We start from the raw sequence: 21,417 nt of genomic DNA on the forward strand, positions 1-21,417 counted from the left end.
TATTTTTTAATATTAATAAATGAAATTTAATCGGTAAATATTATTGAGCGGTATTTGCTTGTAAAGTGCCTTTAAGTGGCTCTTTTTCAGCTATTTATGCTTATGGAAATTAGTTTTTCTTTACCGCTTCGCGGATTCTGACCAGTTTTTCCAATAAAGATTCAAGCTGGTTAAGCGGTAACATATTGGCACCGTCTGACTTAGCCATAGAGGGCTCCATGTGGGTTTCAATAAATATTCCGTCAGCCCCGACGGCTATGGCTGCTTTGGCTATGGTTTCAATCAGAGCCGGTTTACCACCCGTAACACCTGATGACTGGTTAGGTTGTTGAAGCGAGTGCGTGCAATCCATTACTACGGGTACGTTAAAGGCCTGCATTTCTACAATATTGCGGTAGTCGACCACAATATCAGAATACCCGAACGAATTCCCGCGGTCGGTCAGCATTACCTGTGCGTCAGGGTTTACGGCATTAATTTTTTCAACCGCAAAGCCCATTCCTGAGCCGTGCATAAATTGTCCTTTCTTAACATTAACAGCTTTGCCGGTTTCAGCAGCGGCAACCAGCAGTTCGGTCTGGCGGCATAGAAAAGCAGGTATCTGCAAAACATCTACAAACCCGGCAGCGATGGCGGCCTCATGAGACTCGTGGATGTCTGTTATGGTTGGCAGTTCAAGCGTGTCACCCACTTTTTTCAGAATACTCAAGGCAAGTTCATCACCAATACCTGTAAAAGAGTTCAATTTGGTTCGGTTGGCTTTCCGATACGACGCCTTAAATATATAAGGTATCTGCAGGCGGTCGGTAATTTTCTTTACTTTCTCGGCAATTTCAAGAGCCATATCATGGCCCTCTACCACACATGGCCCGGCAATTAAGAAAAAATTGCCCGAATTCTGGTTTTTTAATTGATTGACTTTCAGCACTTTAAATGTTTTTTTTGCCCACTGTAAAGTAGGTTTTTCTTAATTAATTGATGGAATATTTCTATTCCGGAGCGTTTTTCCAAAATTTCTTTCGTATTTCAGGCTTTAATAGAAAAACAAATACAAATGTCGAAAGTTTTCTGACACTAAAAAACTTTCCGGTATTTTGTTGTTTTCGTTGAAAAGCATTTTCTTTGCAGTCGTTTTTCACCAAACTACAGTTCAAAATGTCAGCAATTGCATCTAAAGTAAAGAGAATTATCGTAGAAAAACTCGGCGTTGAAGAGTCTGAAGTAACTCCTGAGGCATCATTTACCAATGATTTGGGAGCAGATTCACTAGACACTGTGGAATTGATAATGGAATTTGAAAAAGAATTTAACGTATCAATCCCAGACGACCAGGCAGAAAATATCCAGACAGTAGGTCAGGCTATAACATACTTGGAAGAAAATTCTAAATAATTTTCGAGTTGCGAGTTTCAAGTTTCAAGATACAAGCCTGAAACTTGAAACTTTATAACTTTGAAACTTCAAACCTCATTTTATGGCTTTCAAACGAGTAGTTGTAACAGGATTGGGGGCTATAACGCCTATCGGTAATACGGTAGAAGAGTTCTGGCACGGATTATCAACCGGTGTGAGCGGCGCAGCCTTTATCACTAAGTTCGACGCCAGTAAGTTCCGAACAAAATTTGCCTGCGAAGTTAAAAACTTTGACGTAACGCAATTTATACCAAGGCAGGATGCCCGTAAAATGGACTTATTTACCCAGTATGCCATGGTAGCAGCCGATGAAGCTGTGAAGGACTCTGGTATTGATTTGGAAACAATCAATAGAAATAAAGCCGGTGTTATATGGGGGTCGGGTATTGGCGGTCTGAAAACCTTTGAAGAAGAGGTGATTAACTTTGCCAGTGGTGACGGTACCCCGAAATTCAATCCGTTTTTCATTCCAAAAATGATTGCCGACAGTGCCTCGGGCCAGATTTCTATAAAATATGGCTTCCGTGGTCCAAACTACATTACTGTATCGGCATGCGCCTCTACCAATAATGCCATCATAGACGCATTTAATTACATACGCTTAGGTAGAGTTAATATTTGTATATCAGGTGGCTCAGAGGCTGCCATTACTCAAGCGGGTATTGGTGGTTTCAACGGCTTGCGTGCCATGTCTGAAAGAAACGATGACCCTGCAACGGGTTCAAGACCTTATGACAAAGACCGTGACGGTTTTGTGTTGGGCGATGGCGGTGCAGCATTGATTCTGGAAGAGTATGAGCATGCAGTGGCACGTGGAGCCAAAATATATTGCGAGATAGTAGGTGGTGGTATGTCTTCAGACGCCTATCATATTACAGCCCCGCACCCCGAAGGTTTCGGAGCGTTTCTTTCTATGCAGGATGCCCTGGAAGATGCCAACATGAAACCTGAAGAGGTTGATTATATCAATACACATGGTACCTCAACACCACTGGGTGACCCACAGGAAATTAAAGCTATTGAGCAGTTGTTTGGTGATCATACCTACAAGATGAGCATCAGTTCTACCAAATCAATGACTGGCCACTTACTTGGTGCAGCCGGAGCAGTTGAATCTGTAGCTGCGGTACTGGCTATCCAAAATCAGGTTGTTCCGCCAACCATAAATCTGTTCAATATTGATGAGGCAATTGACCCAAGAATAGATTTAACCCCAAATGTGGCGAAATCAAAAAAAATTGATGTAGTTTTGAGTAATTGTTTTGGTTTTGGCGGACATAATGCTACGCTAATATTTAAGAAAATCTAATTTCGAAACGTGTTGTCGGAGGCTAGTAACTTTTGGGGATTCTTTAAAACGAGTTCAAAAGAACGTGAGTTTAGAAAAGCTGTAGAGCAAATTATTGGTGAAAAGCCGAGTAATCCTTTGCTCTATCAGTTGGCCTTTCGACATACCTCTGCGTCAAAAGAAACCAATATTGGTGGTTTTCGCGAGTCTAACGAACGGCTCGAATATTTGGGAGACTCGGTGTTGGGCATGATAGTAGCCGAATACCTTTTCAAGAAATATCCGTTCAAGGATGAAGGGTTCTTAACCGAAATCAGGTCGAGAATTGTTAACCGCGAATCTTTGAATCAGGTAGCACGCAAGATTGGTTTAGAGAAGCTCATTCAGTTTGATGGCCAGCGCATTGCACACAGCCGAACATCCATGTATGGCGATGCCATGGAAGCCCTCATCGGCGCCATTTATCTCGACAAAGGCTTCAGATTTACCAGAACTTTCATTCTGAAAAAACTGATAGCCAATTATTTCGACCTCGACACCGTTATTCAGACCAATACCAATTATAAAAGTATTCTGCTAAGCTGGGCACAACAGGAAGGCAAAAAGATTGTTTTTGAGATTGTGCAGGAAAACGGCAAGCATCACCATAAAGAATTTGTGGCACAGGTAAAAGTAAATGGTGAGGCCATTAGCACCGGTGGTGGATGGAACAAGAAAAAAGCAGAGCAGGAAGCCGCTCGCAGGGCCTGCGAAAGTTTAGAAATAAAATCTTCATAACAAAAAAGACGCAAAACCTTGCGTCTTTTTTGTTTACCCTGATAGTAGAGAGACAACAGTAAACAGTAACAAGCATTAAGCACCCCACCCAATGACCCAATTGCCTATTCTTATTATTAAATTTGGTACTGCTTCTATAACGCAAACCAACGGCGAGCCAGACGAAACCATTATTGCCGATATTGCCCGGCAGGTTTCTGTGTTACATGCCCGGTATCATATTGTTATTGTGTCGTCGGGCGCGGTAGGAGCAGGCAAGCACTATATAAAACAGTATTCAGGCCAAATTGCAGAAAGGAAGGCCGCCGCAGCCATTGGCAATCCGCTGTTATTAAATATTTATTCCAGGTACTTCTCTGCATACAATATACAAATTGCACAGAGCTTGTGCGAGCGCCAACACTTTGGTAACCGTGAGCAGTTTCTGCAACTGAAAGAAACGTATCAGGAGTTGTGGGCAAATGGTATCATACCAATTGCCAACGAAAACGATGTGGTGAGTAACCGCGAGTTGAAGTTTTCAGATAATGATGAACTAGCCACCCTGATAGCCACTGGCTTTGGCGCCGAAACCCTGATGATATGCACGTCGGTTGGCGGCTTGCTGGATAAAGAAAAGAACATAATAAGAAAAATAGAAACCATTGATAACCAGATATTAGGTCTGGTTGATAACAGTAAGTCGGCTTTGGGTTCGGGCGGTATGGCCTCTAAATTAACGTTTACCAAGCTGGCTACCCGCATGGGAATTAAGGTGATTATTTTCGGCATGAAAACCCCTGATGGTATCCTGAACGCATTGAATGGGCAAGCCGGAAGTGAGTTTCTGCCGCAGGAGGTAAATCTTTCATCGCGTAATAAATGGCTGGCAAGCGGTAGCTTAACCGTAGGCACATTGCAAATTGATGCCGGAGCCGTAAAAGCCCTTCAGAAACGCAGCAGTTTGCTGGCAGTGGGTATAAAAAAGGTTAAGGGAGATTTTGAAGCCGGAGAGGTGGTGGAGATAACAGATGGCCACGGCGTAATGGTAGGAGTGGCACGTATCAGGGTTACATCTGCCGAACTGAAAGCCAATTTAAGTACCCAGAATTTTGAAGTGGCCAATGCCAACGATATTGTCTTAATATAAAGCCCTCGTTAAGCCGGTTTTTAGTTTTCTATGAGCTACGTTATTTCTTGGGTGGTACCTGTCTAGTAATGAAATCTGAATTTTAAAAAAATATAAACTTTGTTAACTTTAATATGGTTTTATAGCAAGAAATTAAAAAGATTAAGCAATGGCACAGGTAAAACAAGAAATAGTAGATGCTTTAAGGCGTACCGCCGGCAAGCTTCAGGCTGGTACGCAATATATGTGGGGGCACATGGGTAGTTGTAACTGCGGCAATCTGGCGCAGGAGGTAACCCGGAAAACCAAAGCAGAAATACATGCATACGCCATGCAGGGGCGCGGCGACTGGAACGAACAATTGAATGATTATTGTGGTGTTAGTGCCATGCCCATTGACCTGCTGATTTTTGAAATGCTGACAGCAGGGTTTACGTTAGAAGACCTGAAAAATCTTGAGAAACTATCAGACAAAGACGTTTTGTCTCGCCTACCTGTAGAAAAACGCTATTTGCGCCACAATGTTAGAGAAGATGTTATCGTTTATTTACTAGAGTGGGCAAATATGCTTGAAGAACAATTGTTAGAGACCATTGAACTGCCTGATTTTTTACAAGAAACAGCATTAACACATGCGTAAAGCTTTTTTAACCCTTACCTTACTTATTTGTGCCTTTGCGGCATTTGCACAGGAAGAAGAACCACAACAGAAAGAAAAGCCCATATTTTTTGAGCAGCCAAAGCCCGCCTGGAAAGAAAGACTAAGGTATGGAGGTAATTTATGGCTTGGTTTCTTTGGTGCCTTTTACATTGATGTGTCGCCTATGGTAGGGTATGAGCTAGGGGAAAAAGGAACTGTTGCCGGGCTGGGCGCCAACCTGATATACCAGGGTAATTTTAACCAGAACGGCAATTTGGTTTACGGACCCAAGCTATTTGTAAGGCAGCAGGTTTTCAGATCTATTTTTATACATGCAGAATATGAAATGATGAATGCCTATGCCAGTCAGTTCTATTCTTTTAATCCGAATACTCCCGTTACCGACATTAAAAAGAAGTGGGAAGGCTCACCGCTACTAGGTGCCGGGTTTTATCAGGGGCGCGGCGGAAACAGAGGCAGTTTTATTTCGTTGATGTACAACCTGGGCTACCCTAACCGGGGTTTTATCAGTCCGCAGGGCTTAGGTGGTAATAATTCACCTATTGTTGTTCGCTTCGGATTTCTTCTTTAATAATCTTTAGCATCAGGTATTTGTAATGCGTATTTTTGTGGCCTGTAAAAATGAGCCATACTTGAATAATTCCGGCAAATACTCTTTCGCACTTGTTTCGTCTGTTTTTTTAACAGTTGTTCCGTTGATTTTCACCTCAATTATTACTGTCTGGGTAATAACAAATGAGGCAGAGATCATAACATTCAGCCCCACCCGGTGGGCACTTATCACACTGCTTTGCTGTATTACATCAGCAGTGGCGATTACCCCACCCACATTTCTTGCACTGGTTTTTGGTTACTTTTTAGGCTGGGGCGCGGTATTACCTTTGTTATTAATGAACATGGCGGGCATTGTGCTGGTAAATACTATTACACGCAGGCTTGATAAAGACCAGTTCAGAAATTACTTACAGGAAAACAAGAAAGCAAAAGACCTGTTAGATGCTATTCAACAACAGGAACTGAAGATTATTTTCTTCGCCAAACTATCGCCTGTTTTGCCTTTTGCTTTAACCAACTTTGTTTTTGCGTTATCAGGCGCGAAACTAAAGAATATCTTGATAGGAGGGTTTATGGGTATGATACCCAGAACATTACTGGCGGTATGGACGGGCCAACAGGCGAAAGAAATCAGAAAATTGCTGGAGAATCCCAATGAGGGTAACGTGCAGAAAATACTATTGATTGTATTATTGGTAGCTTCTGTAGCTGGTATTTTTTACTTTATTAAGCCACGTAACAACAAATCCGATTCTGGTGAATAGCGTGCCGGATATGTACCCGGCACACTTTTATATATCAGAACGATTTAGCAATATTTACAAATTCTCTTGATTTCAACGAAGCGCCACCTACAAGGCCACCGTCTACGTCAGGGCAGGCAAATAGTTCTTGTGCGTTAGCACCGTTTACGCTGCCTCCGTATAGAATGCTTATTTCTTCAGCAACTTCAGCACCGTATTTAGAACCCAGATGGTCTCTCAATACTTTGTGCATTTCCTGTGCCTGGTCGTTACTGGCAGTTACGCCCGTTCCGATAGCCCAGATGGGTTCGTAGGCAATTACGACTTTCTTCAAATCGTCAGCTGATAGATGGAAAAGGCTGTTGGTTAACTGACCCGTTACGAAATCAAAATGGATGCCCTCGTTGCGTTGTTCAAGGGTTTCGCCGCAGCAGAAAACAGGGGTTAATCCGGCTTCAAGAATTGCGTTTACTTTCTCAGCCAGAAAAGCATCAGACTCATTGAAATACTGACGGCGTTCGCTGTGACCGATGATGATATACTGAACACCTACCGATTGCAACATAGGCACTGATACCTCACCTGTATAAGCTCCAGAAGCTTTCGGATAGCAGTTTTGTGCACCCAATGCTACTTTAGTGGTATCAATCAGTTTTCCGAAAGTGCCTAAATAAGGAAACGGAACACAAACGACAATCTGTACATCAGGGTTCACGATTTCGTCTTTAGCCATATTAACTACTTCTGACAAAAGGATTTGGCCTTCTTCAAAAGTTTTATTCATTTTCCAGTTGCCAGCGGCAATTTTTTTTCTCATATAATTAGTTCTTTGATTATTTGATTTGCGAAGATAATAGTTTTTCGTGAAAAACTATAAGTACATTTCCAGGGCTACATCGGCTCGTTTATATGGCGATGTGAAATCTTCTACCCTTGTAAAACCCAGCTTTTTGTAGAGGTTCAGAGCTGGGGCTAGCGAAGAGTTTGTCTCCAGATATACTCTTTTAGCGCCAAGCTCCCGGGCTTTCTCAATGGCAGCCCTGCCCAATGCAAAGCCGATACCCAGGCCTTTGGCGCTATCACTTACGCCCATTTTGCAGAGTTCAAAACTATTGTTAGATATGGGTTTCAGGGCAGTTGTCCCCAGAATTTCATTGTCCCGGTTAGCCAGCAGTATGGCACCACCGGTAGCCAGAAAATACTTCTCCGGGTTTTCTAACGAATCCAGGTCTCCCTGCTCAACTTTAAAGTATTGGTTTATCCAGCTATAGTTAATCTCCTTAAATGCCTGATAATGCTTCGGATTGTCAATGTCAAAACCAATAATTGTTACAACCCAACTATTTTTATTGAAAGTGTTTATCTGTAAATTTTCCTGCTTCATTGCTTTGCTAATTATTGTCCAAAAATAGAACAAGGGGTTTGATTTTTCATGCTGTTTTTGCTTTTATGAAATAGAGCAAGATTCGGCTGGATAAGTCTAAATGGTTTTAAGACTTTTGCCTGCAACAAACCCAGCAAATATGTTAGCGGAAATAGCGCAGCGCGTAGAAAGCCTGCATTGGCAACAACATGCAGATAGCCTGAACGAAAAAGGATATGCCGTTTTACCTCAAATACTTTCAGTAGAAGAATGCAAACAATTGATAGAAAGTTATGATGATATTACTCTTTACCGAAGCATAATCAACATGAAACGCTATCAGTTTGGTAGCGGGGAATATAAGTATTTCAAGTATCCTCTACCTGACGTCATTACTCAATTAAGGCAATCTGTTTATCCGCATCTGGCTAAGGTGGCCAATGATTGGATGTTTAAACTTGGGATTAATAAAGATTTTCCCGAGGCTCTGAAGGGACTTCTGGAACAATGTCATGAGGCCGGACAGACCAGACCTACACCTTTGATTCTGAAATATCAGGCCGGGGACTGGAATGCCCTCCATCAGGATTTGTATGGTGAGGTCTACTTTCCGTTTCAGATGGTGGTATTTCTTACACAGGCTGGTTTGGATTACGAAGGTGGCGAATTTGTGATGGTGGAGAACCGCCCACGAATGCAGTCGAAGCCCATTGTGTTACAACCCAGAAGGGGAGATGCTGTTATTTTTACAACTAATTACAGATCTGTTTTAGGTACAAAAGGTTACTACCGTGCCACCGTGCGGCATGGAGTAAGTGAGTTAAGGAAAGGGCAGCGGTTTAATCTGGGCGTTATTTTTCATGATGCACCATGATAAAGCACTCAGCTTTAGGTGCCAGCCGTTTTACGAGAGCCAGAGCCTTGTGGAAGAAAATAAAGTATGAAGAGGTAACTATGGCCGGGAATATGAAATTGAAGATTTACGGAAGATTAGACTGCCGGTCTGGGAAAAAGATGAAAGTAAAAAATCGTGTATTTTTTGAGAATGAGGCAGAGGCAATGAACTGTGGATATCGCCCCTGCGCGGTTTGTATGAGGGAGAAATATCTGTTGTGGAAAGGATGAACCCGTGACACGGAATATCATTCCGTGCTACTGCTACGCCACACTACAATCTCCCCATTTCCCAACCCAACATAGCCTTTTTACGGGTGATGCCCCAGCGATATCCGCCGATGCCTCCTACCTTTTGTAAAACCCTGTGGCACGGAATAACATAAGCCAGGCGATTGCTGCCGATGGCTGTTCCTACGGCTCTATGTGCAGTGGGTTGACCAATGTTTTGAGCTATGGTATTATAACTGACCATTTGCCCGAACGGAACTTTCAACAGTGCTTCCCAAACTTTTATCTGAAAGTTAGTGCCTCTTAAAAGCAATGTAATTGGGGTTATGGTTTTTTCTGTTCCGTAAAATATCTGCTCAATAAATGGTCGGGTAAACTCTTTGTCAAAAACAAATTCTGCATTCGTAAAATCAGTTCTGATTCCCGAAATAGCCATTTCATGGCCCTCTGTTTCAATAAAGCGTAAATCGGTAATGCCCCTACCCGTTACGGCTATCAAGCACTGACCGAAAGGCGTTTCATGGATGCCATAATGAATGGTAAGCCCATCGCCTTTGGCTTTAAACTCGGCAGGGGTCATGGCCTCATAAGTGACAAACAAATCATGCAGGCGGCTGGTGCTCGACAGACCCGATTCAAACGTAGCGTCCAGAAGATTATCGCTCTGGGCTAGCTTTTCTTTGGCAAATTCTTTGGTAAGAAAACGCATAAACCGTTGAGGGCTGGTGCCTGCCCACTTGCTGAATAAGCGGTTGAAATGAAATTCTGACAGGGCTACATGGTCTGCAATTTCTTTCAGGCTCGGTTGCTGCTGAAAGTTATCTTCAATAAAATGTATGGCCTTTTCAATGCGGCTATAATCTATGTTGTCCTGATTTTCTAACGTTTCCATCTGCATTTACGTGTTTATAAACCAAAATTACGATGGTTTTTCTGTGCCGACAATCTGAATATTGCTGACTTAGCTGCGCCAGTCCCACAGCACCACACGCCAGATTTCGTTCAGTTCGGTATCATGAAAATCTTTGATGTTCTGAAACCCGATACGCGTATGTGCCTTTTGCGAACGAAGATTTCTGGACGATATATCTGTGATACACATATCAAATTTATCTGAAAGCTCCTCTCGTAATTTCTGATACATACCATCAAAAAGCCCCATGCTCCGGTAGCCTTTTCCTACACATACCTGCCCCATTACTACGTAATTAAACTCTTTAAGGGGGCGGTTTTCAAATGTTAATAAATCAATGGTATCAAAAAGACTTCTTATTTCAGGCACATCGTATCTGAACTGAGGCAACATAGCCAGGCAGTAGCCCACAACGGTATCTCCGTCTTTGGCAATTACGCTGGGTTGGGCATTGTTCATGTTTTTCAGAACATCAAAGTTATGTTCAACTGTTACAAATCCCTGGCTTTCTATTTGTTCGGCTGTGAGGTTCTTTTTAAGGTTTTTTTGTTGAAGTGCCAGAATACCTCTTACATCGGCAGCTGTTTTTACGGTGGTAATGTTTGGAGCCTGCATATCTTTAATTGAAAGCCGCAAATAAATAAAAAAGCCAAAAAGTAGCTATCTTTGGTGTACATTTATTGAACATTATTCAACCGTTACTTATGATGAATTTCAGGAACCTGATACGCTGTTGCTCACTGCTTATGTTCGTGTCTTTCAGCAGTTATGCACAAAATAATGACTATTACCTGTTGGTGGGTACGTACACCAGCAAAGGAAGCGAGGGTATGTACGTTTATAAATTTAATGCCCAGACCGGAGATTTTACACCGGTAAGCGTAACAAGCGGAATTAAAAACCCGACTTTTCTGGATGTAGCGCCCAATCAGAAATTTGTTTATGCCGTTGGCGAGACAGAAGACGGTTCGGTAAATGCCTACAGCTTTGATAATAAAACAGGGAAGCTGACCAAACTGAATACGCAGTCGGCAGGTGGTTCGGGGCCTTGCCATATATCGGTTGACAAAACCGGAAAATGGGCTTTGGTTGGTAATTATGGTGGCGGCAGCCTGAGCATATTGCCTATTGAAAAAGATGGCTCATTGGGCGCTCCTACACAAACTATTAAGCATGAGGGCAAGGGTGCCAATGCCAGCCGTCAGGAGAAACCACATGTACATTCGGTAAACATTGCCCCCAACAATACTGATATTTTTGTGGCAGATTTGGGCATAGATAAAATGATGAGTTATCAGTTAGATGCCAAAACCGGACGCCTGAGTGCGGGCAATCCTCCGGCTACCAAAACGGCCGATGGCGCCGGGCCACGGCATTTCAAGATTCATCCCAATGGTAAATGGGCGTATGTCATTCAGGAGCTGAATTCTACTGTAACGGCCTATCACTACGGCAAAGGCGCTTTGGAGGAAATGCAGACCATATCTACCCTACCACCTGATTTTAAAGGCCGGAATGCCTGCGCTGATATTCATATTTCTGCCGATGGCAAGTTTCTGTATGGCTCCAATCGTTTTTATGACCATCTGGTTATTTACAGTATAGACCAGAAAACAGGAAAACTTACCTACATTGCCAATCAGTCGGTTCAGGGCAAGACTCCCCGTAATTTCATGATAGACCCAACCGGTAAATGGATTTTGGTAGCAAATCAGGATAGCGACAACATTGTGCTCTTTAAAAGAGATGCCAAAACCGGAACGCTGACACCCACAGGTAAAGAAGTAAAAGTGTCTATGCCGGTTTGTTTGAAGATGATAAAGGCAGCAAAGTAAAATAAACGAGGGCCACTAACCGGCCCTCTTCATTTAAAGAAATATCTTTACGTTGCCACCTACCTGCCAGTTTCGGGTTGGAGCAGGGTTAAAGAAACGATTGCCAACCGGGTTCAGGTCGTTACCCAGGCTGTAGAGCTTGTCCAGCAGGTTGTCGCCTGCTACAAAGATGTTGATAGCCAACGGCTTAAATGTTTTCTGATACCCCACCCTTGCATTGAGCAACCAGTAGCTGTTGGCATAAACCGTATTGGCATCGTTCACGGGCAGACGGTCGGTAAAGTTAATAGTTGAGTTCAGATAAAAACCCGGCTGACTGACGATGTCAAGACCAGATACCCAAACATGCCGCGGTACACCCGTCAGGCTTTTGCCAGATAAATCAGTTTGTACCTGCTTATAGTTTTTAAACTGATAGTCTGCCAGTGTAAAGCTGCTAAAAAGCCTTACTTCCCGCACTGTTGTTGCTTCGGGTTTTTTTACAAGCCAGCCGTTCAGCAACACTTCCAGCCCGTTTTGCAGGGTGCCTCCGGCATTTACAAAGTACTCGGTTCCTGCTTCGTTCACACGTCTTACAATAGTATTCTGCAGGCGGAAAGAATACGCAGTTACATCAAACGACAATCGTTGATTGAACAGGTTTCCTCTGGTACCAATTTCAAAATTAGTACCTCTTTCAGAGGCCAGCGTAGGCACAAAGGTGGTGTTTCGGTATCCGGCAGTAAATTCACTTACTAACGGCGGAGAAAACCCGCTGCTGACACTGGCAAAAACAGCCACCTTATCTATTATTTTTTTCAATAAAGCTATTCTGGGTAAAAAGGCAGCCGGCAGAAAATTATCAACCGGTTTGATGTTCGGCGCGTCTGAAACCCGGGTGAAGTTATACTTTACGCTGTTATAACTGGCACCGATTGTCAATATAATGTTTTGTGGTAGTTCTGTTTCCAGTTGTGTAAAGAGAAAATAACTCATGGCGCCCACGTTATCGTTGGTTTGCAGGGTATCAATATTGCCGCCTCTGTTACCAAAGTTGCGAATCACCCAGTTTGACTGCTGAAACTCTCCTCCGGCTGACAGGCGATTAGAAACTGTACCTGTTCGAAACGCATAGGTTGTGCGGGTACGTCCGCCAAATGTCTGTTCATTCCTGATTTCATAATTGGTAATAAATGGGTTCCTTAGTTCGGTGATAGTTCCGTATAAAGCCGTCACATTTGTCCAGTGTTCATTAAAGCGGTATTCCTGCGATACCCCCAGATTAAATACTTTCTGGTAAATACCAGCCTTTTGTTGAATTGGCCCCGGTATTGTTGGTGTAGGCTGGCGCGCCAGCCTGGGGTTCTGGTCCATCTGTGCCTTCGTAAGCCCACCCGGCGTTTGATAATACATATCAGAATACAGGGCCGATACATTAAACGTTCTATATGCAGACGCAAAGAAATTTGATCGCCAGCTAAGCACATCACGTACTGTGGCACTGTTCTGGCGGTAACCGTCGGCCTGTGCATGAGCATAACTCAATACTGAGTTAATTTTCTCTGTAGCCAGATTCCATGATATGGCCCGGTTCTGTAATCCGAAACTTCCCCAGCCAAAGGTAGTATTTATATAGCTGGTAGGTTTATCTTTTGAGCTCTGTTGCGCCAGTGCCTTATTACCACCCAATAGTATCACACCTCCTGTTCCGGCACCGTAAATGCTTCCTGCAGGGCCTTTAATTACCTCAATATTGCCAACGGTATTCATATCTATGGCATTCAGAAAAGTATTACCGTTACCATCAGTCAGTGGAATATCATTCCAGTAAATCTTTACATTTCTAACACCAAAAGGAGAGCGGAGAGAACTACCCCGGATGGAAAGGCGATAACTGCCCGGAGAGCGCTCTTCCATGCGTACACCCGGCAAGGTATTAAAAACAGGCACCAGGGTTGTGTTCTGGAATCTCTCAATATCTTTAATTGTCAGCACGCCTACCGAAGCGGCTGTCTCGGTGAGCTTTCTTTCGGTTTCAAAGCCTCTTACTACCACTTCGTTCAACTGTTGCGTGGCAATAGTGGTGTCTGTTTCCTGTGCCTGCGCAAACAATGAAAAACCAGTAAAAAATGTAACAAGAATAGTAAAGTGTTTCAATTGCATAATGATTTTAGATAGCTGCTGAATTTTTTGAAAAGTTGAATGTTGGCTCAATTTGCCCTGACAGAGTAGGCTCCTGTCTGATTTAACACAACCAGAGGCAAGCGCAAATTACCGGCCTGTTTTTTCAGATTTTCGACCAGATAGGGTTTATAAGAGCCATCAACAATTATCAAGTCAGGCTTTAAACTTTCAAAAGCCCTCAGGTCTCTGATGGCATTGTTTGAGAGCAGTACATAATTGGTTCGGCCTATGATTTTGCCGTTGAAATGCTTTTGTAACCAGAGTATTTTTCTACCGTCAAACTCAAAAACTGTCATACCCTGATGGTTGGTATAAGACGCCACGTCCAAAAGATTCTGGTTTGATACGCCCATTCTGTCGTAATAATTCTTCAAATTAAAATTATAAATCTTCTCATCGTGTATAACACCCGAGTCACCCATAAAGGTTGCAGACTTCCCTTCTATTAAACTTACACCTGCATGGTTATTGATAGCATGGAACGTCAATTCCTTTTGATTACTCTGTTTGTAATCTTCATATACATTGGCTAAAGCCAATATACTAAATAGCCCGGTAGCTATGCGTAGATACTTCAATTCTGAATATCGGAAGAAAGCAATGCTTGAGCCCAAAATAGCATACCATGCCAGTAATTCTGGCATAGATATAGAAAAGCCTTTGAGGGTTGACAGGGGCAGTTTCTGAAAAGCAAAAACAGACTCATTTAATAAAAGGCATGAGTATTTTAAGATAAAAGCCAAAACATGAGAAAGTCCGGGAACGTTGGCAAAAAACAATAAGAATAGCCCCGCCGGAAGAATACTGAAAGAGAAAAAGGCAACGACGGGGTTGGCTATAAGAAAATAAGCCGGAAACTGGTGAAAATAGTAAATGCTAAGTGGGGTGGTAAACAATTGGGCAGCAAAGCAAATGACGGTTCCTTCCCATATTATCCGAATGAGGGGGTTCGTTGGGTTAACCAATTCATTCAGATATGAATAAAGATATACAATGCCGACAATAGCCAGATAAGACAACTGAAAGCCGATGTCGGCCAACCAGTAGGGGTTCCAGGCCAGCAAAACCAAAGCAGAAACCGCCAGTATATTATAAATATTGTGCGACCGGTTTAAAGTGGTACCTGCAAGCAGAAAAGAAAAAGTAACGGTTGCCCTTAGTACGGTTGATGACAAGCCTGTAAAAAGAGCGTAGGTCCACAAGATACTTAGTGTAATGAGCAGGAAAATCCAGGGCCCGTATTTGCCTTTTTTCTTTAGCCAGCCCAAAGCTATTCCAATAATCCAGAACAAAATCCCTACATGCATTCCTGAAACAGACAACACATGAATGGCGCCAGACGCCGAATAGGCACTCAGCAAATCGTCATCAATATCGTCTCTTATACCCACAATCATTGCGTTGGCAATGGCATATTCACGTGGTGTTTGTACCCATGCCTTAAAAACGCTATCGGCATATAAATTGGCCTGAAACGCAGTTTTAAGTAAAGCAGAAGGCGGCTTGTTGCCCAGCAGAAGATAGTCTTTATCTTTTAAGAAATGTGAGGCATAGATTCCTTTATTGGCCAGATATTGTTTATAATTAAACTCATCAGGATTTTTCGGCAACTCCACCTCTTGCGGTGTGCCTTTAATCAGCAATACATCTCCGTAGGCGGGTTTAAAAGCATCATCCTTACTAAAGTATAAAATTACTTTTCCGGCGGTGTTTTTCCACTTGCTACCCGCTTGCACTGCCTCAATTTTTGCCTCTGCTTTAAAGGTTCTGGGTTTTGTTTCAGCATTGGAGATAACAACCGCCTGATAGTATTGAATGCCCCCCAGATTTTTAAAATGCGCTGGATTATTAATAGCGGTTGACCGGTAAGTTATTATCCAGCCAGAGAAAAAGAATAATAAACCTGCCAGAGTGCCTCTTACAAAAGCCTGTTTGCCATAAACAGAGGCCAAAAGGCCTGACACCAGGCCAATAAATGTTAAATAAAAAGTTGTGTGAAAATAGTGGGTTTGTAAATACGCAAGTATCCCTGCAATAAAAAACAGTAAGTATCTAATGACAGGGAATGCGTTAAATTTCATTTTTTAGCCAATAATTGATCTAATAACCAGTTCATTACTGTTTCATTTTCTTCCGGGAAAGTCCAGTGGCCTGTTTCCTGATAGAGTTTCAATGTTTTTGGCGAATTAATCACATTATAAACTGCCCACATAGAAGTTGGCGGACAGGTTTCGTCATTAAAGCCCATTGAGTAAAGGCAAGGTACTTTCAGTTGTTTGGCAAAGTTTACCACATCATAATAGGCTGCTGTTTTTATCTTGGCATCGGTATGATTATGCGCATTGCTTTTATCAAAAATATGAGGCCAGCCACCGGCACGCCCTTTCAGGTAACCTGCCATATCAGACAAAGCAGGGTAAATAGGTGCCGACCATTTCACGCGGGGGTCCAGGGCTGCCGTAACAATAGACAAGGCACCACCCTGGCTTCCGCCTGTAACTGCCAGATTTGTTCCGTCATATTGCGGCAGGCTCACCAGAAAATCGTTAGCACGCACACAGCCCAAATACACACGTTTAAAATAATACAAGTCGCGGTTATCAAGGTTATAAGTCCAGTAGGCATTCAAAGGCCCTGCTCCTAAGTTGGCATACACAGAAGGATCCATAGTAACCGGAATACCGTGGATACCAATTTCAAGGGTAATAATGCCTTTCTCGGCAGTTTTTACATCTCCGCCATAAGGTCTTACGCCTGCGCCCGGTACTCTCAATAAGGCCGGATATTTCCCTTCTTTTTTGGGTACGCACAAGATGCCATACAGGCGTACTGTACCGTATTCACGGTAGTTTTGCAGGTTTACATGGTAAACATTAACGGTCTCGGTGCAACGTTCGGGGAGCAGCGTCATCTGTGCATCCATAGGCACTTTGGCCAGGTCTGCTTTGGCTTTGTTCCAGAACTGCACGAAGTCGGTTGGTAATTCTACAGCCGGTTGAATCTTCTCTGGTTCAAAGGCAGCAGTAGCCAGGTTGCGGTATTCTTTACCGTCTACCTTGGCAATAACAGTGCATCTTAAAAACCCGGCTGTGGTCATGGTACCGCCATCCAGTTTGATAACCCCGTCTTTCAGAATAATGCTGTCTTTTTTGGTTTCAAATTTCTCAGGTCCTATCTGATAAACAATCTTTACATTTTTAAGCGGGTTACCATACTTTAGCACTGTAACAGAAAACTTAACTGGTTCGCCCGGTTTGTAAGTCCAGTCTTCGTGTTCCGGGGCTACAATTACTTTAATGAGCCGTTCGGCAGGCTGTGCAAAAGCCAGACCCGTGATAAGCAACAGGCCAAGCATAACAAAGATTTTTTTCATGTTTAATAGAGGTTGATAAAACTGGTTATTTATAGTTTTTTAATAAGATGGGCCTTACTACCGATGTCCATTGGGCATAACCTTTCGGTGTCATGTGCAGGCTGTCTTTAATAAAATATTCACCATTAACTTTTCCGTTCGGGGCATACATTACGGGTCTGATATCAACAAAACTAAAGTTTTTGTGTTTATCTATATAGGCTCTGATGAGCGCGTCGGCCGTAGTGGTAAGATTCCATTTGTCTTTTCTTGATATAGAGGGCTTCATCGAAATGTAATACACTTTAGTTTTTGGCAGCTTGTTCTGTATCAGGGTTGCCAGTTCGGCAAAGGCATCAAATACCTGCTCAGGCGTTTTCTCCTTACCCGAAAACAAATCGTTTTCGCAATACAACACTATTATTTTGGGCTTATACGGTACCAGCATCCGGTTGGCATAATAGGTCATTTCAGGGAAGGTAGACCCACCGAAACCGTGGTTAATAACGGGCAGTGGTGCAAAGTCTTCTTTCAGGGTTTTCCAGAGGCGTATGCTAGAGCTGCCGTAGAATACAATTTGCCCCTGCAGCTTGTGAAGTCCTATGGCAGCATCGGCTTTTTCAAAGGCCTGTATCTCTTTTTCGGAGCGATTTACCTCATAATTGAGGGTAAACTTTTCGCCCACAGCCTGGTGGGTAAGGGTTTTATGGCAGGCAATAGAAAGGGTAACCAACGCAATAGTTAATAGTAAGGGTTTTATCTTCATAGTTTCATAGATTATTTTACGAAAGTATCGAAAAATGAAAAACCTATTGATAAAAATCTGAAAAATTAGGCGAAATGACCGATAGCATAGACATCTGAAACTTTGCCAACAGTTTTTGTTATTTATAGTAGTTTGTCGGTCATTCGTTTATCTTTGTGTCGTTCAAAAATGATAGGAAAACAGTATATGGAAGAAATAGTAATCCCTCAGCGGAAAGCCCGCAAATTTATTGGAGAAGCGTTTTCGTTAACCTCATGGGCAGAAGTGCAGCCCTTGTATGAAAATCTGGTTAACCGTAATATTGAAAGTGTGCAGGACTTACGCCAGTGGTTTATTGACCGCAGCGAGCTGGAGTCATACCTGTCTGAAAACATGGCCTGGCGGTATATAAAAATGACCTGTGATACTGCCAGCGAAGACAACCAGAAAAACTACCAGTTTTTTGTGGAAGAAATCCAGCCGCAGCTGTCGTCTTATAACGACCAGCTGAATAAAAAAGCACTGGAAAGCCCATACCTGAATGCATTGGAAGACAAAGGCTTTGACATTACCATACGTGGAATGAAAAAGGCAGTAGAGATTTTTCGTGAAGACAATATACCGCTTGAGACCCTTGTTCAAACCAAACAGGCTGAGTATCAGTCTATTGTTGGCGCCATGACGGTAACCATTAACGGACAGGTAATGACACTGCCCAAAGCCGGAGACCTCTTGCAATCGCCCGACAGAGGGGTTCGGGAAGATGCCTGGACTAAAATATCGGAGAGACGTTATCAGGACCATGAGCAGCTTGATAACCTTTTTAACGAGCTGAGAGACTTGCGCCATCAAATTGCTACCAATGCAGGCTTCGCCAATTTCCGCGATTATATGTTTGCCGCCATGGGGCGTTTTGATTATACCCCGCAAGACTGCTTTAATTTTCATGAGGCGGTGGCCGAAACCGTAGTGCCTTTGGTTAATAAAATGGCCAAAGAAAGAAAAGAAAAGCTAAAGGTAGATGAACTACGCCCCTGGGACCTGAAAGTAGATACCGATGGCAAACCGGCCTTAAAGCCTTTCACAGACGGAGAAAACCTGCTTGATAAGACCGTTCAATGTTTTAATGAGATAGATGCCCGGCTGGCCAGTTATATCCGCATCATGCGCACTATGGGGCATTTTGATGTGGAGTCTCGTGTGGGTAAAGCGCCGGGGGGATATAACTACCCGCTTGAAGAGATAGGAGTGCCGTTTATTTTTATGAATGCCACTTCAAGCCTGCGAGATGTAGTAACTATGGTGCATGAGGGTGGCCACGCCATTCACTCTTTTGAAATCAGAGACCTGCCACTCAACACTTTCCGCAGCACGCCGTCAGAAGTGGCCGAACTGGCCTCAATGTCTATGGAGTTAATCTCAATGGAACACTGGGGTGCCTTTTTTGAAAATGAAGAAGACCTTAAACGCGCCAAAGTAGAGCATCTGGAAGATATTCTGGAAGTACTGCCCTGGATAGCCACCATCGATAAATTTCAGCACTGGATTTACGAGAATCCAACGCATAGCATTGAAGAACGTCAGGAGGCATGGTTGAAAATATACGAGTTGTTTTCAGATTCGGTTACGAACTGGAAAGGCTTTGAGCGTTTCAAGAAATATGTATGGCAAAGACAGCTTCACGTATTTGAGGTGCCATTCTATTATATAGAATATGGCATGGCTCAACTGGGGGCAATCAGCGTATGGCGCAATTATAAGCACGATAACGCAAAAGGATTAGAGGGCTACCTGAACGCACTTCGTTTAGGATACACCGCACCAATTGGCAAAATTTATGAGGCAGCCAATGTGAAATTTGACTTCTCGAAAGAATACATTGCCGAACTGATGGCCTTTGTAGAAAGCGAGCTGGAGCAATTGAGATAACTATTATATAAAAAGAAAGCCGGCTGTAAAGTCGGCTTCTTCATTATAGAGTATACAAGGATTATCAGATAACCTGTTTTTCAAGATTAAACAGGTCGTTCAATACATCAATCAGTGTTTCGGCTTCTCCGCGTTTACAGGCAGCTTTCAGTTGCAATACAGGTAGTTTAATTACTTTCTGCATCATGCTGGCTGTAATTTTATCCATTTTCTCTGCTTCCTCTGCCGACAATTCTTTAACAAAACGCGCCATCTCTTCTTTTCTGATTTGTTCCAGAGCGCCTTTCAGTTTCTGAATAGTTGGCGAAACAATCATTTCCTGCGACCAGTTGTTGAACTCGCCCAGAGCATCTTCAATAATACCTTTTACCTGCGGTATGGCATCTAAACGGCGTTGTAATGCTTCGTTCGCACGGCGTTGAATCTCGTCCAGGTCATACAATACAATGCCAGTCAGGTCTTCTACTTCAGGGGCAATACTACGCGGTACCGATAAGTCAATCAGATATTTAACGGCAAGCGTTTTATATTTAAGCGTAGCAGGGGTAATCAAAGGCTCTTCAACACGCACCGACGAAATCACAATGTCGGCCTCCATTATTTGTTCCTGAACTGTGCTAAAGTCAGAAACTTTAAAGCCCAGCTCCTGCGCCAGCGCCTCGGCTTTAGCTGCAGTGCGGTTAGTTATAGTAATGTTCTGATAATTTTTATCAGCAAGGGTTCTGCAAACATCTTCGCCTATCTCACCTAAGCCTACAACAAGAATTTTCGGATTCGATAATAAAGGCAGGAAGCTCTCCAGTACCTCAACCGTTGCATAAGAGGTAGATGCGGCACCGTCTCTGAAGGCGGTTTCCTGTACCACTCTTTTGTTGGTAAAGAAAATAGTATGCAACAGGCGGTGTAAAAACGGCCCGGCCATATTTGCATCAGCCGACCATTGGTAGGCATGTTTCACCTGATTCGGTATCTGCAGGTCGCCCACCACCTGAGATTGTAATCCTAACGCCACTTCAAACAAATAATTAACCGCCTCATGATGGTTATTAATAAAATTAAAATAAGGCAGAATTTCGTTCGAATTCAGTACTTTTAAGCTTGCCAGCAGGCGTATAATATCTTCGCTAATATTGTTTTCGGCGTAGTAATATATCTCGGTACGGTTGCAGGTAGAAAGCACAAGTGTTTCGGAAACATCAAATGTTTCGCGAATTTTAAGCATCAGATTCTTACATTCCTCTTCATTAAGTGCAATTTGCTCTCTTATATTAAGAGAGGCATTTTTATGAGAAATGGTTATCGCTTTAAAGTGTCCGTACATGTCATTCTATAAATACACTGCAAATTTACAGTCATTAAACAATTTGATTGTTATGGAATGTTATGATTTTTGTCAGCTTTCGTAATTTAGAAAGATTCTAAACTCTTGATGGCGCGTGTAAGGTTT

The 21,417-nt window shown here is 42.9% G+C and carries 21 protein-coding genes; 11 read left to right on the forward strand and 10 right to left on the reverse strand.

Features of this window, described 5'->3' with window-relative positions:
• Nucleotides 1-109: 109 nt before the first annotated feature.
• A complete protein-coding gene (gene kdsA / locus C0V77_RS03775; RefSeq protein ID WP_409012774.1) occupies nucleotides 110-925 on the reverse strand; it encodes a 3-deoxy-8-phosphooctulonate synthase in 816 nt (271 codons plus the stop codon).
• Nucleotides 926-1,155: 230 nt separating this feature from the next.
• On the opposite strand from kdsA, the gene C0V77_RS03780 reads away from it, so the two are divergent.
• From C0V77_RS03780 to C0V77_RS03810, 7 genes are all read left to right on the forward strand, one after another.
• Nucleotides 1,156-1,392, forward strand: coding sequence for an acyl carrier protein (locus tag C0V77_RS03780; RefSeq protein ID WP_101724962.1), 237 nt, complete (start codon nucleotides 1,156-1,158; stop codon nucleotides 1,390-1,392).
• A gap of 82 nt (nucleotides 1,393-1,474) precedes the next feature.
• Complete coding sequence (gene fabF, locus C0V77_RS03785) at nucleotides 1,475-2,722, forward strand: beta-ketoacyl-ACP synthase II (protein ID WP_101724963.1); 1,248 nt, start codon at nucleotides 1,475-1,477, stop codon at nucleotides 2,720-2,722.
• Between the two features lie 9 nt (nucleotides 2,723-2,731).
• On the forward strand, nucleotides 2,732-3,478 hold the full coding sequence (gene rnc / locus C0V77_RS03790) for a ribonuclease III (RefSeq protein ID WP_101724964.1): 747 nt from the start codon (nucleotides 2,732-2,734) through the stop codon (nucleotides 3,476-3,478).
• Between the two features lie 91 nt (nucleotides 3,479-3,569).
• The gene (gene proB, locus C0V77_RS03795; protein ID WP_101724965.1) at nucleotides 3,570-4,607 is read left to right on the forward strand and encodes a glutamate 5-kinase; all 1,038 of its coding nucleotides are present in this window, start codon (nucleotides 3,570-3,572) and stop codon (nucleotides 4,605-4,607) included.
• Between the two features lie 148 nt (nucleotides 4,608-4,755).
• Nucleotides 4,756-5,226 (forward strand): hypothetical protein, encoded by a 471-nt coding sequence (locus C0V77_RS03800; RefSeq protein WP_101724966.1) that lies wholly within the window; start codon nucleotides 4,756-4,758, stop codon nucleotides 5,224-5,226.
• The gene (locus C0V77_RS03805; RefSeq protein ID WP_101724967.1) at nucleotides 5,219-5,818 is read left to right on the forward strand and encodes a hypothetical protein; all 600 of its coding nucleotides are present in this window, start codon (nucleotides 5,219-5,221) and stop codon (nucleotides 5,816-5,818) included. The genes C0V77_RS03800 and C0V77_RS03805 overlap by 8 nt, the downstream gene beginning before the upstream one ends.
• A 61-nt stretch (nucleotides 5,819-5,879) precedes the next feature.
• Nucleotides 5,880-6,566: a TVP38/TMEM64 family protein gene (locus tag C0V77_RS03810; protein ID WP_229236187.1), complete on the forward strand. Its 687-nt coding sequence runs from the start codon at nucleotides 5,880-5,882 to the stop codon at nucleotides 6,564-6,566.
• A 34-nt stretch (nucleotides 6,567-6,600) separates the two neighbouring features.
• Here C0V77_RS03810 and tpiA read toward each other — a convergent pair whose 3' ends face one another.
• Both tpiA and C0V77_RS03820 read right to left on the reverse strand, forming a co-directional pair.
• Entirely contained in the window at nucleotides 6,601-7,362 is a 762-nt protein-coding gene (gene tpiA / locus C0V77_RS03815; RefSeq protein ID WP_101724969.1) for a triose-phosphate isomerase, read from the reverse strand.
• 54 nt (nucleotides 7,363-7,416) lie between these two features.
• A complete protein-coding gene (locus tag C0V77_RS03820) occupies nucleotides 7,417-7,929 on the reverse strand; it encodes a GNAT family N-acetyltransferase (RefSeq protein ID WP_101724970.1) in 513 nt (170 codons plus the stop codon).
• A 139-nt stretch (nucleotides 7,930-8,068) separates the two neighbouring features.
• Here C0V77_RS03820 and C0V77_RS03825 point away from each other — a divergent pair, with 139 nt between their 5' ends.
• Together C0V77_RS03825 and C0V77_RS03830 are read left to right on the forward strand one after the other, a co-directional pair.
• The gene (locus C0V77_RS03825) at nucleotides 8,069-8,782 is read left to right on the forward strand and encodes a 2OG-Fe(II) oxygenase (protein WP_101725045.1); all 714 of its coding nucleotides are present in this window, start codon (nucleotides 8,069-8,071) and stop codon (nucleotides 8,780-8,782) included.
• Nucleotides 8,779-9,033: an Ada metal-binding domain-containing protein gene (locus C0V77_RS03830; protein ID WP_101724971.1), complete on the forward strand. Its 255-nt coding sequence runs from the start codon at nucleotides 8,779-8,781 to the stop codon at nucleotides 9,031-9,033. Before C0V77_RS03825 ends, C0V77_RS03830 begins: the two co-directional genes overlap by 4 nt.
• Before the next feature lie 43 nt (nucleotides 9,034-9,076).
• Here C0V77_RS03830 and C0V77_RS03835 read toward each other — a convergent pair whose 3' ends face one another.
• The gene (locus C0V77_RS03835; RefSeq protein WP_101725046.1) at nucleotides 9,077-9,925 is read right to left on the reverse strand and encodes a methylated-DNA--[protein]-cysteine S-methyltransferase; all 849 of its coding nucleotides are present in this window, start codon (nucleotides 9,923-9,925) and stop codon (nucleotides 9,077-9,079) included.
• A 69-nt stretch (nucleotides 9,926-9,994) separates the two neighbouring features.
• Nucleotides 9,995-10,561 carry a GNAT family N-acetyltransferase gene (locus tag C0V77_RS03840; protein ID WP_101724972.1) on the reverse strand — a complete coding sequence of 189 codons (567 nt, stop codon included), beginning with the start codon at nucleotides 10,559-10,561 and terminating at the stop codon, nucleotides 9,995-9,997.
• A gap of 89 nt (nucleotides 10,562-10,650) precedes the next feature.
• On the opposite strand from C0V77_RS03840, the gene C0V77_RS03845 reads away from it, so the two are divergent.
• Nucleotides 10,651-11,781: a lactonase family protein gene (locus tag C0V77_RS03845; RefSeq protein WP_101724973.1), complete on the forward strand. Its 1,131-nt coding sequence runs from the start codon at nucleotides 10,651-10,653 to the stop codon at nucleotides 11,779-11,781.
• A 33-nt stretch (nucleotides 11,782-11,814) separates the two neighbouring features.
• Here the strand turns inward: C0V77_RS03845 and C0V77_RS03850 are convergent, their stop codons facing one another.
• The 4 genes from C0V77_RS03850 to C0V77_RS03865 are packed head-to-tail and all read right to left on the reverse strand — an operon-like array spanning nucleotide 11,815 to nucleotide 18,062.
• On the reverse strand, nucleotides 11,815-13,923 hold the full coding sequence (locus tag C0V77_RS03850; RefSeq protein WP_101724974.1) for a TonB-dependent receptor: 2,109 nt from the start codon (nucleotides 13,921-13,923) through the stop codon (nucleotides 11,815-11,817).
• A gap of 47 nt (nucleotides 13,924-13,970) precedes the next feature.
• Nucleotides 13,971-16,025, reverse strand: a complete 2,055-nt coding sequence (locus C0V77_RS03855; RefSeq protein ID WP_101724975.1) for a ComEC/Rec2 family competence protein — start codon at nucleotides 16,023-16,025, stop codon at nucleotides 13,971-13,973.
• On the reverse strand, nucleotides 16,022-17,317 hold the full coding sequence (locus C0V77_RS03860) for an acetylxylan esterase (RefSeq protein ID WP_101724976.1): 1,296 nt from the start codon (nucleotides 17,315-17,317) through the stop codon (nucleotides 16,022-16,024). Before C0V77_RS03860 ends, C0V77_RS03855 begins: the two co-directional genes overlap by 4 nt.
• Before the next feature lie 25 nt (nucleotides 17,318-17,342).
• Entirely contained in the window at nucleotides 17,343-18,062 is a 720-nt protein-coding gene (locus C0V77_RS03865; protein ID WP_101724977.1) for a GDSL-type esterase/lipase family protein, read from the reverse strand.
• Between the two features lie 186 nt (nucleotides 18,063-18,248).
• Here C0V77_RS03865 and C0V77_RS03870 point away from each other — a divergent pair, with 186 nt between their 5' ends.
• On the forward strand, nucleotides 18,249-19,970 hold the full coding sequence (locus C0V77_RS03870) for a M3 family oligoendopeptidase (RefSeq protein WP_101725047.1): 1,722 nt from the start codon (nucleotides 18,249-18,251) through the stop codon (nucleotides 19,968-19,970).
• A 64-nt stretch (nucleotides 19,971-20,034) separates the two neighbouring features.
• On the opposite strand, the gene hemA is transcribed toward C0V77_RS03870, so the two are convergent.
• Entirely contained in the window at nucleotides 20,035-21,291 is a 1,257-nt protein-coding gene (hemA, locus tag C0V77_RS03875; RefSeq protein ID WP_101724978.1) for a glutamyl-tRNA reductase, read from the reverse strand.
• Between the last annotated feature and the right edge of the window lie 126 nt (nucleotides 21,292-21,417).

Source organism: Emticicia sp. TH156, assembly GCF_002855535.1.
GTDB lineage: Bacteria > Bacteroidota > Bacteroidia > Cytophagales > Spirosomataceae > Emticicia > Emticicia fluvialis.

What these genes read in the sequence shown, in the direction of transcription:
- C0V77_RS03780 (WP_101724962.1), top strand. Translation starts at nt 1,156, where the DNA reads ATGTCAGCAATTGCATCTAAAGTAAAGAGAATTATCGTAGAAAAACTC.
- fabF (WP_101724963.1), top strand. Translation starts at nt 1,475, where the DNA reads ATGGCTTTCAAACGAGTAGTTGTAACAGGATTGGGGGCTATAACGCCT.
- proB (WP_101724965.1), top strand. Translation starts at nt 3,570, where the DNA reads ATGACCCAATTGCCTATTCTTATTATTAAATTTGGTACTGCTTCTATA.
- C0V77_RS03800 (WP_101724966.1), top strand. Translation starts at nt 4,756, where the DNA reads ATGGCACAGGTAAAACAAGAAATAGTAGATGCTTTAAGGCGTACCGCC.
- C0V77_RS03805 (WP_101724967.1), top strand. Translation starts at nt 5,219, where the DNA reads ATGCGTAAAGCTTTTTTAACCCTTACCTTACTTATTTGTGCCTTTGCG.
- tpiA (WP_101724969.1), bottom strand. Translation starts at nt 7,362, where the DNA reads ATGAGAAAAAAAATTGCCGCTGGCAACTGGAAAATGAATAAAACTTTT.
- C0V77_RS03820 (WP_101724970.1), bottom strand. Translation starts at nt 7,929, where the DNA reads ATGAAGCAGGAAAATTTACAGATAAACACTTTCAATAAAAATAGTTGG.
- C0V77_RS03825 (WP_101725045.1), top strand. Translation starts at nt 8,069, where the DNA reads ATGTTAGCGGAAATAGCGCAGCGCGTAGAAAGCCTGCATTGGCAACAA.
- C0V77_RS03830 (WP_101724971.1), top strand. Translation starts at nt 8,779, where the DNA reads ATGATAAAGCACTCAGCTTTAGGTGCCAGCCGTTTTACGAGAGCCAGA.
- C0V77_RS03835 (WP_101725046.1), bottom strand. Translation starts at nt 9,925, where the DNA reads ATGGAAACGTTAGAAAATCAGGACAACATAGATTATAGCCGCATTGAA.
- C0V77_RS03840 (WP_101724972.1), bottom strand. Translation starts at nt 10,561, where the DNA reads ATGCAGGCTCCAAACATTACCACCGTAAAAACAGCTGCCGATGTAAGA.
- C0V77_RS03845 (WP_101724973.1), top strand. Translation starts at nt 10,651, where the DNA reads ATGATGAATTTCAGGAACCTGATACGCTGTTGCTCACTGCTTATGTTC.
- C0V77_RS03850 (WP_101724974.1), bottom strand. Translation starts at nt 13,923, where the DNA reads ATGCAATTGAAACACTTTACTATTCTTGTTACATTTTTTACTGGTTTT.
- C0V77_RS03855 (WP_101724975.1), bottom strand. Translation starts at nt 16,025, where the DNA reads ATGAAATTTAACGCATTCCCTGTCATTAGATACTTACTGTTTTTTATT.
- C0V77_RS03860 (WP_101724976.1), bottom strand. Translation starts at nt 17,317, where the DNA reads ATGAAAAAAATCTTTGTTATGCTTGGCCTGTTGCTTATCACGGGTCTG.
- C0V77_RS03865 (WP_101724977.1), bottom strand. Translation starts at nt 18,062, where the DNA reads ATGAAGATAAAACCCTTACTATTAACTATTGCGTTGGTTACCCTTTCT.
- C0V77_RS03870 (WP_101725047.1), top strand. Translation starts at nt 18,249, where the DNA reads ATGGAAGAAATAGTAATCCCTCAGCGGAAAGCCCGCAAATTTATTGGA.
- hemA (WP_101724978.1), bottom strand. Translation starts at nt 21,291, where the DNA reads ATGTACGGACACTTTAAAGCGATAACCATTTCTCATAAAAATGCCTCT.